The following is a 13041-nucleotide window of genomic DNA, read 5'->3' on the forward strand; positions in this document are numbered from 1 at the left end:
ATTAGATGGTTGTCTTGTGAATTTTTAAATGACATATGATAAAGTAAAGTTATTCAATTCACGTTTCAAGTCTTTTAGCAGAAAGTCTTAGGAGGAAGCAGTATTTTGAACGAAGAAAACAAACAAAACGAAAATGACATTCAATCTGATGCGAAGCAAGCCAAAACAGAGAAGAAAAGTTCACTGTTTGAATGGATCAAAGCCATTTTAATTGCACTTGCGCTCGTCTTGCTCATCCGTACATTTATATTTGAACCGTATGTGGTGGAAGGAGAGTCAATGGAACCGACACTTCATGACGGGGAAAAGCTGTTTGTCAACAAAACCATTAACTATCTCGGTGGTGTGAAACGCGGTGACATCGTGATTATTAATGGAAAAGATGGTCAGAAGATTCATTATGTCAAACGATTGATCGGCCTTCCAGGTGATACGATTGAAATGAAGGATGATACGCTTTACATTAATGGTAAAAAAGTAGATGAGCCTTATTTAAAAGAGAACAAGGCGCATGCGAAAGAGTATGAAGTGCATTTAACTGGAGATTTTGGTCCAGTGAAAGTACCGAAAAACGATTACTTTGTGATGGGGGACAATAGACTCAATTCCATGGACAGCAGAAATGGACTTGGCCTCATTGAAAAGGATCGGGTTGTCGGGACATCAGAATTTGTTTTCTTCCCGTTTGGCGACATTCGACAGACAAAATAAAAGCACCTTCTCAGAGGCAAGAGAAAGGTGCTTGAACGAGCGACCCTTACAGAAGGGTCGTTTTTAATTTGGCGTGAGCACTGTAACAATGATCACAATGGCTAGTACCGAAGCGAACACAGATCCGGTAATGGCTAATACGGATCGAAACAATCCGATTTTTTGGTTTTCTTTTCCCTGCTTTTGTAAAAAGCGTTTGGAAAAGATGTGGACCAGTGTGTAAATGAGGACAAGCCCAATATAAAGGCCAAAGTCCTTCGCATTAAAGCCTGTTGCAGATAAATAAATGCCCATAAAGAAAATCAATAAACAGTATTCCATCAGTGTGAGTAATCTCAAATCGCCCGAACTCCTTCAATCAATCATTCCCGTTTATTATACCATAATGGACAAAAAGCCTTCGTTCTTAGCGAGAGACGTTTCTATCAAACGTTATTCATGTTATACTTCATAATGATGAATGAGTGATGGAGGATTAATAAATGATTGCAGTAAATAATGTTAGTTTGCGCTTTGCTGATCGTAAACTATTTGAAGAAGTAAATATTAAATTCACTCCTGGCAACTGCTACGGATTAATTGGTGCCAATGGAGCTGGTAAATCAACGTTCCTAAAGATTCTTTCTGGAGAAATTGAGGCTCAAACGGGTGATGTTCATATGAGCCCTGGTGAGCGTTTAGCGATTTTAAAACAGAACCACTTTGAATACGAAGAGTTTGAAGTGCTAAAAGTCGTCATCATGGGTCACAAACGTCTATATGACGTGATGCAGGAGAAAGATGCGATCTATATGAAACCTGATTTCTCAGATGAAGACGGGATTCGTGCAGCCGAGCTTGAAGGTGAGTTTGCTGAATTAAACGGATGGGAAGCGGAAAGTGAAGCAGCGATCCTATTAAAGGGTCTTGGCATTCCAGAAAGCCTTCAATCGAAGAAAATGTCTGAGCTTGGCGGTTCTGAAAAGGTAAAAGTACTTTTAGCTCAAGCTTTATTCGGCAAGCCTGACGTTCTTCTTCTCGATGAGCCGACGAACCACTTGGACTTACAAGCAATCCAGTGGCTCGAAGAGTTCCTCATTAACTTTGAAAATACCGTCATCGTCGTTTCGCATGATCGACATTTCTTAAACAAAGTATGTACACATATTGCGGACCTTGATTTCGGAAAAATCCAAGTATACGTCGGTAACTATGATTTTTGGTATGAGTCCAGCCAGTTAGCGCTGAAATTAAGCCAAGAAGCAAATAAGAAAAAAGAAGAACAAATTAAGCAGCTTCAAGAATTCGTTGCCCGGTTTAGTGCGAACGCTTCTAAATCGAAGCAAGCGACATCAAGAAAGAAATTGCTTGATAAAATCTCTTTAGACGACATTAAGCCGTCTTCACGTAAATATCCGTATGTTCATTTTGCGCCAGAGCGCGAAATCGGAAATGATGTCCTTCAAGTAGAAGGTCTATCAAAAACAATTGACGGTGTGAAAGTACTTGATAATGTCAGCTTTATTATGAACCGCGAAGATAAAATTGCGTTCTTAAGCCGTAATGAGCTTGCTGTGTCCACTTTATTTAAGATCCTTGCTGGTGAAATGGAGCCAGACAGCGGATCATTTAAATGGGGTGTCACAACGTCACAAGCCTTTTTCCCGAAAGACAATAGTGAATATTTTGAAGGAAACGATGTTGATCTCGTTGATTGGCTTCGTCAATATTCTCCGAACGATCAAAGTGAAAGCTTCCTGCGTGGTTTCTTAGGACGTATGCTTTTCTCTGGGGAAGAAGTGAAGAAAAAAGCAAGTGTCTTATCAGGAGGAGAAAAGGTTCGTTGTATGTTATCAAAAATGATGCTGTCTGGAGCGAATATTTTGCTGCTGGATGAGCCAACGAACCACTTAGACCTAGAATCCATTACAGCGCTGAATAACGGCCTCATGAGCTTTAAAGGAGCAATGCTCTTCTCATCTCATGACCATCAGTTTGTTGAAACAGTCGCAAACCGAATTATCGAAGTGACGCCAAATGGCATCGTCGATAAACAAACAACATATGATGAGTTCTTATCAGATCAAGACATAAAAAAAAGACTTGAAGAGCTTTACGCATAACAAAGAAAAGACATCCTATGGATGTCTTTTTTTGATTAAATCGCCCAGTTTCCATTTCGGAAGATCGGTTCGCGTTTCCCGTCTTTTGTAATCCCGTCAATATTCATTTCCTTTGAACCAATCATGAAATCAACGTGTGTAATACTGCTGTTCACACCCGCTGCATCCAATTCTTCTCGTTTCATTTCTTTTCCGCCTTCGATATTAAACGCATATCCGCTGCCGATCGCAAGGTGATTTGATGCATTTTCATCGTAAAGTGTATTGTAATAAAGAATATTGGAGTTAGAAATTGGTGAATCATCTGGTACGAGGGCAACCTCACCTAGATAATGAGAGCCTTCATCTGTTTCAACGAGAGATTTTAAAATATCTTCGCCTTCTTTTGCTTTCACATCCACAATCCGGCCATTTTCAAAGGTTAATGAAAATTCATCAATGATGTTTCCGGCATAGCTGAGCGGCTTAGTGCTTGAGACTGTCCCATTTACACCGTCTTTTTTCGGTACGGTAAAGACTTCTTCTGTCGGCATGTTGGCCATGAAGGAAACGCCGCGTTCACTTACGCTGCCAGCACCTACCCAAATATGCTGCTCTGGAAGTTCAATCGTTAGGTCTGTGCCCGGTGCTTCATAATGAAGCTTGTGGTAGTGGCGTTCATTGAGTATTTTGACCTTTTCATTTAATGACGCATCATGCTTTTTCCAAGCCTCAACAGGATCTGCTTGATCAGCGCGTGCGACTTTAAAGATTTGATCCCACAATAAAGTGACAGCTTCTTCATCTGTATGATCAGGGAAAATCTTTTTCGCCCATTCTTTTGATGCAGCACCTACGACCGTCCAAGCGACTTTGTCAGATTGAACGTATTGACGATATGTATGTAGTGCTGAACCAGCAGCTTTTTGCTGTGCAGCGATTTTTTTCGAATCAATGCCTCGCAGAAGGTCAGGGCTTTCTGACAGGATGGTAATAAAAGCACCGCCGCGTTTTGCGATGGTCTCCATCATCTGTGCTTCCCATTCTGGGAATTGCTCAAAGACATCCTGTGGCGCATGTTCAAATTTTAAACGGGTGAGAACACCATCACTCCAGCGGATATGTACGTTTTTCGCCCCGCGCTCATATGCGTGTTTCGCGACAAGACGAACAAGGTGTGCAGATTCAGTAAATGCGGATACAACCACTTCCTGCCCCTTTTGTACATTCACACCGACTTCAACGATGGTCTTAGCATATTGATCTAGTTGTTTTTCAAATGAACTCATAAAAAACCCTCCTTTAGTCATGTTCATCATATCAGATTTATGACCGAAAAGGAAAATGGGGAGCACGCTTAAAGCCAAAATAAAAAAGCCGCTTTCGTGCGGCTTTTTTAGCGGTTCAGTTGTTTCACAGGCTGTGCATTAGAAGGCGGCATATGTGAAAACGACAGGCTCATTCCCCCTAAAATAATACCCGTTAAAATGACTGTGACAACGACCCGTTTACCTAAATCAAGCAACATGTTCTTCCTCCTTCACGTTTATCCATTTCTCACGATATGATCGAAATGACGAAAAAAGAAGTAGAACAAGAAGATTATTTTAAAGTTTTTTGCAATTTGTCGATGACTTCTAATGAACGACCTGTTCCAATGGCAACAGACTCAAGTGGATTAGCTGCAATATGAACTGGAACAACAATCTCTTGAGAAAGCCATTCTTGAATTCCATTTAAAAGAGCGCCTCCGCCAGTTAAAATGACGCCGCGGTCTACAATATCTCCGCTTAGCTCTGGAGGGCTGTCCTCTAATGTGGCACGAATCGCTTCTAAAATATGAAGAAGTGATTCTCGCATGGCGCCTTGAATTTCATGAGAGACAAGTGTGATCGTTTTTGGCAGACCTGTCACAAGGTCGCGCCCGCGCACTTCTAATGATTCAGGCTCATGCTCAATAAGGCCATACCCAATTTCCATTTTCACCTGCTCGGCAGTCCGTTCGCCGATTAATAGGTTATATTTCTTTCTGACAAACGTAATGATATCTTCATCCAGCTGATCGCCGCCAATTCGGATCGAATGACAAGAGACAACACCGCCAAATGAAATAATCGCAACTTCTGTTGTTCCGCCGCCAATATCGACTACGACGTTCGCAACAGGCTCGTCTACCGGAAGATCAGCACCGATTGCAGCTGCAACAGGTTCTTCAATTAAATGCACATGTTTTGCTCCACAGTTTTTCACAGCATCGCTGATGGCGCGGCGCTCAACAGCTGTTGATCCAGAAGGTGTACATACAACGACAGTTGGTTTTCTAAAGGTAAACCCGATATTTTTTCCTGCTTTTTTCATGATTTGTTTAAGTAAATCTGTTGTCATATCATAATCAGCGATAACACCGTCTTTCATCGGACGGATCGCAACAATTTTCCCAGGTGTTTTCCCGATCATTTCTTTTGCTTCTGATCCGACGGCAAGTACAGTCTTTGTTTCTGTATCGACTGCCACGACGGACGGTTCATTTAAAATAATTCCCTTATTTTTACTATAAACCAATATGTTAGCTGTTCCTAAATCAATTCCAATTTCGGCATTTTGAAACATGTTTTCACCCAATCTCTATTTTTGCTGTTTTAAACAATTTTACATTTAAAAGTTCAGAGGGTTGATGTCATTTGTGGGGGTTTGTGATCACCTTGAAATGAATCTGTAAAATTCAAGTATCATTTTGACAATCACAATAAATTTTCCCTTTGTTTTTTCTTTTATGAAAAAAATTTTTATAGAGGAGAAACCTTTTAAGAATCTCTTACGTCTACGATATATCAATTGGTGAAAAACAGATTGATCTTGAGCTAATGAAAGAAAGAGGGAACGAAATTGAAATCTATCGGAGTCGTAAGAAAAGTAGACGAACTAGGGCGTATTGTCATGCCAATCGAATTGAGAAGAGCACTTGATATCGCTATTAAAGACAGTATGGAATTTTTTATAGATGGAGATAAAATCGTCTTGAAAAAATATCAGCCAGAGGGCGTTTGTCTCATGACTGGTGAGATTACATCAGAGAACCATGAATACGGAAATGGTCAAATTACATTAAGCGCTGAAGGCGCAGAACTGCTGTTAAAAGAGCTGCAAGAAGCTCTTCAGCAGTAATCGAAATAGCCTGCTCTCTTCCTTTGTGCTGAGAACAGGCTATTTTTCTTTAAAAAAGTTCCTTAAAAATGCCCCATCTCCCTCAAAAAATAAGTGGAAAATGGTACAATTGACAAAGAATCTCAGGGCGGCAGGTGGAATCATTTGAACAAAACATATCAAGTGCGGATCGTGTTATCTGTTCTTGCATTTATCTTAATCATAAGCTGGGATTTCTTTTATTATCTAGGCGGCTATCAAATTAATTGGCCGCTCGATTTAGCCTTTACAGTCGTTGTGTTAGCAGGGATCTGGGTTGTCTCAGGATATATAGACCGCTTGACTTTGCTTGTGTCAGATCTAAATAAGAGAGAAAAAGAAGCACACGAACTGACAGAGCGGCTGAATCGAATTACAGATAACTTGCAGGAAATCGTCTTTGAAACAGATGAAAAAGGGCAAATCATTTTCTTAAATCAAGCATGGAAACAAATGACCGGCTATGACATAGATGAATGTCTAGGTACGATGTACAATCAGTACTTTGATCAAGAAGAAAGAGTTATTCAGCATTTGTCATCTGTCATCAAAGAGCATAAAGATTCAGGACGGATCGAGCTCCAGCTTCTTCATAAAGAGGGAAAGAAAGTATGGGGAGACGTTCATTATAAGCTCTACTTTGATGAAGAGCACCAGTTTACTGGAGGTATAGGAACAGTTGCAGATATTACAAAACAAAAGCTGGCAAAGCTTGAGCTTGAAAGGTCAAATCAACAATTGCAAATGCAGGCGCAAAAGCTGGCCGTTGCAGGACAAATCGCCGCTGGAATCGCCCATGAAGTCAGAAATCCGCTGACCTCAGTAAACGGCTTTTTGCAGCTAATGAAAACTCAATATCCTGAAAGAACCGATTATTTTGACATTATCTTTTCCGAAATTAAACGGATTGATTTTGTTTTAAGTGAACTGCTTGTGCTGGCAAAGCCGCAGTCGGTCCATTTTCAAGAAGTTCAGCTTCATGGACTGTTAGAGCAGGTCATTACATTGCTAAAAACCAATGCAGTCCTTTCGAATATTGATCTCAAACAGCCATTTAAAAAGCAGGATGCCGGAGCTATATTAGCAGACGCTAATCAAATGAAGCAGCTGTTCATTAATTTAATCAAAAATGCCATTGAGGCAATGCCTGAAGGCGGCAGCATATACATATCAACAGAAAAAGTGATGAACGAATGGAAAATTACCATTCAAGATGAAGGAAAAGGGATGTCTGAAGAGGATATTCAGAAAATCTATGATCCTTTCTTCTCCACGAAAACAGAAGGGACGGGACTTGGCCTCACCATCTGTGCAACGATTTTAAAAGATCATCACGGTAGGATGGATGTGGTCAGTGAGCTGGGAAAAGGTACAACTTTTCATATCTATTTACCTGTGTGTCAAAAAAGCAGACAGCAGCAAGGCGAGAGGACGTGATTTCATGAAGGCGAAAGCTTTATTTGTATATGGGACGCTTCTGCAGCATGAAGAACACCACGAGACATATATGAAAGAAAGCAGACTATTAGCTAAATCAGCTTGGATCAGCGGCAAAATCTATGATACAGGTCAAGGATACCCTGCGTGCGTTCCAGAAGAAAAAAGCACAGTATATGGAGAATTGTACGAGGTAACCGCAAGCACGCTGAATAAGATAGATTTACTTGAGGAAGGGTATGACAAGCAGGTGGTCGATGTCATGACAGACCGGGGGCTGGTGGCGGCTATTACATACACTTTACCAAAACAGAAGGCATCAGCGCTGAAGGAAATCGAGAGTGGCTGCTGGAAGGAATATAGACTATGGCAGCAGAGGCCGGCATCCTTCTATTATTTTGCCTATGGCTCTTGTATGGATGATGCAAGATTTAAACTGGCAGAAGTCGATCATTATTTTAAACAAATCATCGGCGGTGGTGCTCTGAACGGCTTTACAACTAGATTTACATTGGTGAGGCCTGATGGGTCAAGAGCCGATATGGTAGAAGACGGCGGAGAAACAGAGGGCGTTTTATATGAGGTTCCTTTTGAGGCCATTCGATATTTGTACAAACGAGAAGGCGTATATGAGGGCACATATCGTCCAGCTTTTGTCGATGTCAAAATAGGTGATCAAATATATGAGGACTGTTTAACCTTTCTTGTTCTTCAAAAGAGCGAAGAAATTGCTCCACCAGGTCATTACCGCAGTGAAATTGAAAAAGGAGCAGACCTCTACTTAAGTGAAGCGTTCCGTAAAAAAATTCGCTCGCATATGGATTCATTAATCAAACCGTAGTAAAATGCATGGTAAGTGAGATAAAAGGAGTCTGAACATGAAAAAGGAATATGCAGTCATTGGTCTTGGACGCTTTGGCGGAAGTATTTGCAAAGCGCTGAGCGAAGAAGGACTTGAAGTCATGGCCATGGATATGAATGAAGATCGAGTGAACGAATACGCGAAAATTGCTTCACATGCGGTCATTGGCGATTCGACAGACGAATCGGTTTTAAAAAATCTCGGTATTCGTAATTTTGATCATGTCATCGTTGCGATTGGTGAAAACATTCAGGCCAGTATTTTGACGACGATTATGCTGAAAGAGCTTGGCGTCAAAATGGTCACAGTAAAGGCACAAAACGACTATCACGAAAAGGTACTAAATAAAATTGGGGCCGATCGCATCGTTCATCCAGAGCGAGACATGGGCAGACGAATTGCACATAAAATCATCTCCAACAATGTATTAGATTATCTTGAGCTGTCAGATGAGTACAGCCTCATTGAAATCGTTGCCAACAGCAGGCTTGCAGGGCATTCTCTTTTAGATCTCGATATTAGAGCGAGATATGGCATTAATATTGTGGCGATAAAGCGTGGAAAAGAAGTGATTGTTTCACCACTCGCAGATGAAATGATACAAAAAGAAGATATTCTGATTGTCATCGGGGCAGTAGCCGATATTGGACGCTTTGAAAAACGAGAAATGCAGAACGATTATTAAACACTCCGGAGCGGGGTGTTTTTTATATTGTTGTGTACACACAGGACGGACAGTGAGGAGAGAAGAAGACACTAAAAAAGGGCTGTTTTGTTCTGCATAAACAGCAAAAGTCAATCATCATATTTTTCGTGCAATTATCACTATTCAGAAATAAAAATCAGCCTTTTTATCTGGATGATTTTCTCTAAATGTCATTGACTGGGCAAACAGATTCGTTTACGATAAGAAACATTATATTGTTTACTTGGAGGAGGCAGTGTCGTTGGATAAGGAGCTTTTCAGACATCAAATTGAAGTAGCTGCAAAGAGAAAAAGAGCAGCCCTAGTGATTAAACATGCGAAGGTTATGGACGTGTTTAACCAGGAATGGATAGACGCTGATGTCGCTGTTGAAAATGGACAAATAGTAGGGATTGGAGAGTACGAGGGAGAACAGGAGCTGGATGCAGCAGATCAAATGCTTGTACCCGGTTTTATTGATGGCCACGTTCATATCGAGTCCTCTATGGTGACCCCTGCTGAATTCTCCAAAGCTGTCGTCCCGCACGGTGTGACAACTGTCGTAACAGACCCGCATGAAATTGCCAATGTGTCAGGGATCTCAGGCATCCGTTTTATGCTGGAAGAAGCGAGAAAAGCTGCCTTAAATATTTATTTCATGCTGCCATCCTGCGTACCGGCAGTCAGTTTTGAACGATCAGGTGCTGTCTTAAAAGCGAAAGATTTAAAGCCTTTGTATCAAGAGAAAGAGGTTCTTGGTCTTGCTGAGGTGATGGATTACGTCGGTGTAGAGCAGGCAGAAGAAGATATGCTTCAAAAGCTGCTTGATGCACAAAACGAACATAAACTGATTGATGGCCATCTAGCAGGCTTAACAGACCGATTAATAAACGTTTACCGCACAGCGAGTGTCCAAACAGATCATGAGGTAACAACAGCCAGCGAAGCCCTTGAACGTGTAAAACGAGGCATGTATGTCATGCTAAGAGAAGGCTCTGTTGCCAAAAACGTGAAAAACGTTTTACCAGCTGTGAATGAAAAGAATGCGAGACGTTTTTTCTTTTGTACCGATGATAAACATTTAGATGATTTAATGGCAGAGGGAAGTATTGACGAACAAGTACGTATGTCTATAAAAGAAGGGTTGGATCCATTTTTAGCGTTTCAAATGGGAAGTTTAAACGCAGCAGAGTGTTTTGGCCTCAAAACAAAGGGAGCCATTGCGCCAGGCTTTGATGCTGATTTTATGCTCGTCTCTGATCTTCATCAAGTCGACATCACCAGCGTATTTATTGCAGGAGAATTGGTGGCGCAGCATGGAGAGTACAAGCCAGGTGTCGAAAAAATTGTACCGAGTCCAGCATTATTACAATCTGTTCATACTATAGACGTTCAAGAGCAAGATCTGGCACTGCCTATCACAGCTCATCAAAAAATGAATGTGATCCGCATTATTCCGAATCAGCTAGAAACAAAATTAGAACAAGTCTCTCCTTCAGAAACGAACGGACAATTCACTAGTGATACAGAAAGAGATGTATTAAAAATGGTGCTTGTCGAACGCCATCAAGGCTTATCTGAAATGGGGATAGGGGTTGTCAGCGGCTTTGGATTAGAAAAGGGCGCAATTGCAACAACGGTTGCGCATGATTCTCACAATTTAATTGCGGTTGGCACAAATGATGCTGATATCGTAAAAGCCATTGACGTGTTAAAAGAAGCAGGCGGCGGTTTGACTGTTGTCAAAAATGGCGAGTCTCTTCATACGCTGCCATTACCGATATCTGGTTTACTTTCAGATCAGCCGGCACATCTTGTAAATGAAAGCCTTCATGCGCTCCATGAAGCGTTAAAAGAAACAGGCTTTAATTTAGACTTTAATCCATTTTTGACGCTGTCCTTCTTGGCACTCCCAGTCATTCCTGATGTGAAAATGACGACAAAGGGTTTGTTTGATGTCAGAAACTTTCAGCATCTCCCAATTCAATCATAAAAAAGAGAAACCGCATATGTATATATGCGGTTTTTTCAATGAATGGTGAAAAAAAGAGACACAGCCAAGCGGCTTGTGTCTCTTTTTTGTGATTACACTTCCATAATAATCGGTAAGATCATTGGACGGCGTCTTGTTTTTTCATAAAGGAAAGGTGCAAGAGTGTCAGTAATTTCGTTCTTGATTTCAGACCACTGAGTTGTCTTACGTTCCATTACTTTTTCAAGATGCTTTGAAATTAAATCCTGTGCATCGTTGATAAGGTCTCCAGATTCTCTCATGTAGACAAAACCTCTTGAGATCAAATCAGGTCCAGCAGAGATTTTGAATTCTTTCATGTCCATGCTGACGACTACAATGACAAGACCCTCTTCAGAAAGAATGCGGCGGTCTCTTAAAACGATGTTTCCGATATCGCCAATACCGCTTCCATCGATATACACGTTGCCTGATGGAATTTTGCCAGCGACACTTGCTTCGTCACCTTTCAGTGCAAGAACTTCACCGTTATCCATGATAAAGCAGTTTTCCTCAGGGATGCCGCAGTCATTCGCAAGCTTGATATGCGTTTTTTGCATGCGGTATTCACCGTGAATCGGCATAAAGAATTTTGGTTTAATTAAACGGAGCATCAGTTTTTGTTCTTCTTGTCCGCCGTGACCAGATGTATGAATATTATTAAGCGAGCCATGAATGACCTCAGCGCCTGCACGATAAAGCTGGTTAATGGTGCGGCTTACGCTAATATTGTTACCTGGGATTGGTGAAGATGAGAAGACAACAGTGTCTCCAGGGTTAATCGAAATCTGGCGGTGAGTACCGTTCGCAATACGAGAAAGAGCTGCCATCGGTTCACCCTGGCTACCAGTACAAAGAATGGTTACTTTGTTTGCTGGAAGGCGGTTGATTTCATTATGTTCGATAAACGTGTTTTTTGGACATTTAATATAGCCAAGATCTTGTCCAATATCAATAGCAGACTCCATACTGCGTCCAAATACAGCGACTTTTCTGCCGTTGGCAACAGCAGACTCAATCACTTGCTGAAGTCTGTGAATGTTTGAAGCAAACGTGGCAAAGATGATACGTCCGTCGACTTTTCTAAAGATGTCATCAATGCTTTCACCTACACGTCTTTCAGACATCGTAAATTCTGGGATTTCACTGTTTGTACTATCAGATAAAAGACAAAGTACGCCTTCTTTTCCGATCTCAGCCATTTTGGTTAAATTGGCAGGCTCGCCAACAGGAGTAAAGTCAAACTTGAAATCACCTGTATGTACGATGTTCCCAGGAGGTGTCTTGACGACAATTCCATAAGAATCTGGAATACTGTGTGTCGTTCTAAAGAAAGACACAGCTGTTTTTCTAAATTTAATGGTATCTTCTTCTTCAAAAATGTGAAGTTTTGTTTGTCTCAAGAGACCATGCTCTTCCAATTTATTACGAAGTAGGCCGATTGCGAGTTTGCCGCCGTAAACTGGAATATTCACTTGCTTGAGAAGGTAAGGGATACCGCCGATGTGATCTTCATGTCCGTGAGTGATGAAAAGACCTTTGATTTTATCTTCGTTTTTAACTAAGTACGTATAGTCAGGGATGACGTAGTCAATTCCAAGAAGCTCATCTTCAGGAAACTTAATACCAGCATCAATTAAAATGATTTCATCTTGAAATTGAACGCCATACGTGTTTTTACCGATCTCGCCTAAACCGCCGAGCGCAAAAACTGCCGCCTGATCGTTTTTTACAAATTTCATTCCTCTCATAGCTCCAATACTTTAAAATTTTCACTTTCTCGTTCATAGTCTAAAAAAGCACCGTCTACAGGCTGAATGAATTCAATGTTGTAGTTATGTTTTTTCAACTTATCGCGTACGTCTCTTTCAGAAACCGCTTCAACGTATAGTGAATCTGTGTGTTCTCTTACAGGTACCTCAGTAGTACTTGCCTGAAAAAATACCTTATATATCATCCAAATCTCTCCTTAAATACCGTATGTTACACTCGCTTATTCTATTATATTAAAAAAACGCGCATAAGAAAAGTCTCTGAGAAAAAAGGACCTTCGGCAAATGTGCGAAAGATC

The 13041-nt window shown here is 41.0% G+C and carries 13 protein-coding genes; 7 read left to right on the top strand and 6 right to left on the bottom strand.

Going from position 1 to position 13041, the window contains the following annotated elements:
* Positions 1-138 precede the first annotated feature (138 nt).
* Entirely contained in the window at positions 139-711 is a 573-nt protein-coding gene (lepB, locus tag ACN6NB_RS06745) for a signal peptidase I (RefSeq protein ID WP_029706712.1), read from the top strand.
* Between the two features lie 63 nt (positions 712-774).
* Here lepB and ACN6NB_RS06750 read toward each other — a convergent pair whose 3' ends face one another.
* Positions 775-1050 carry a hypothetical protein gene (locus tag ACN6NB_RS06750; RefSeq protein WP_474253278.1) on the bottom strand — a complete coding sequence of 92 codons (276 nt, stop codon included), beginning with the start codon at positions 1048-1050 and terminating at the stop codon, positions 775-777.
* Between the two features lie 143 nt (positions 1051-1193).
* On the opposite strand from ACN6NB_RS06750, the gene ACN6NB_RS06755 reads away from it, so the two are divergent.
* Positions 1194-2813: an ABC-F family ATP-binding cassette domain-containing protein gene (locus tag ACN6NB_RS06755; protein WP_327841968.1), complete on the top strand. Its 1620-nt coding sequence runs from the start codon at positions 1194-1196 to the stop codon at positions 2811-2813.
* 35 nt (positions 2814-2848) lie between these two features.
* Here the strand turns inward: ACN6NB_RS06755 and ACN6NB_RS06760 are convergent, their stop codons facing one another.
* The 3 genes from ACN6NB_RS06760 to mreBH form a co-directional block, all read right to left on the bottom strand.
* The gene (locus ACN6NB_RS06760; protein WP_047203700.1) at positions 2849-4081 is read right to left on the bottom strand and encodes an aminopeptidase; all 1233 of its coding nucleotides are present in this window, start codon (positions 4079-4081) and stop codon (positions 2849-2851) included.
* Positions 4082-4188: 107 nt separating this feature from the next.
* Positions 4189-4320: a protein YkpC gene (locus ACN6NB_RS06765; RefSeq protein ID WP_003210922.1), complete on the bottom strand. Its 132-nt coding sequence runs from the start codon at positions 4318-4320 to the stop codon at positions 4189-4191.
* Positions 4321-4394: 74 nt separating this feature from the next.
* Positions 4395-5402, bottom strand: a complete 1008-nt coding sequence (mreBH, locus tag ACN6NB_RS06770) for a rod-share determining protein MreBH (RefSeq protein ID WP_024424745.1) — start codon at positions 5400-5402, stop codon at positions 4395-4397.
* Positions 5403-5678: 276 nt separating this feature from the next.
* On the opposite strand from mreBH, the gene ACN6NB_RS06775 reads away from it, so the two are divergent.
* The 5 genes from ACN6NB_RS06775 to ade all read left to right on the top strand — a co-directional run bounded on the left by ACN6NB_RS06775 (position 5679) and on the right by ade (position 10952).
* Entirely contained in the window at positions 5679-5957 is a 279-nt protein-coding gene (locus ACN6NB_RS06775) for an AbrB/MazE/SpoVT family DNA-binding domain-containing protein (RefSeq protein WP_017359400.1), read from the top strand.
* 144 nt (positions 5958-6101) lie between these two features.
* Positions 6102-7412, top strand: coding sequence for an ATP-binding protein (locus ACN6NB_RS06780; protein WP_285604731.1), 1311 nt, complete (start codon positions 6102-6104; stop codon positions 7410-7412).
* 4 nt (positions 7413-7416) lie between these two features.
* A complete protein-coding gene (locus ACN6NB_RS06785; protein ID WP_474253279.1) occupies positions 7417-8253 on the top strand; it encodes a gamma-glutamylcyclotransferase family protein in 837 nt (278 codons plus the stop codon).
* A 37-nt stretch (positions 8254-8290) separates the two neighbouring features.
* A complete protein-coding gene (locus tag ACN6NB_RS06790; RefSeq protein WP_008345123.1) occupies positions 8291-8959 on the top strand; it encodes a potassium channel family protein in 669 nt (222 codons plus the stop codon).
* A gap of 262 nt (positions 8960-9221) precedes the next feature.
* A complete protein-coding gene (gene ade / locus ACN6NB_RS06795; protein WP_474253280.1) occupies positions 9222-10952 on the top strand; it encodes an adenine deaminase in 1731 nt (576 codons plus the stop codon).
* Positions 10953-11044: 92 nt separating this feature from the next.
* Here the strand turns inward: ade and rnjA are convergent, their stop codons facing one another.
* Together rnjA and ACN6NB_RS06805 are read right to left on the bottom strand one after the other, a co-directional pair.
* Positions 11045-12712: a ribonuclease J1 gene (rnjA, locus tag ACN6NB_RS06800; RefSeq protein WP_012009818.1), complete on the bottom strand. Its 1668-nt coding sequence runs from the start codon at positions 12710-12712 to the stop codon at positions 11045-11047.
* A 5-nt stretch (positions 12713-12717) separates the two neighbouring features.
* Positions 12718-12927, bottom strand: coding sequence for a DNA-dependent RNA polymerase subunit epsilon (locus ACN6NB_RS06805; RefSeq protein ID WP_008345114.1), 210 nt, complete (start codon positions 12925-12927; stop codon positions 12718-12720).
* Positions 12928-13041 lie beyond the last annotated feature (114 nt).

It is taken from the genome of Bacillus sp. 11B20 (assembly GCF_056098985.1).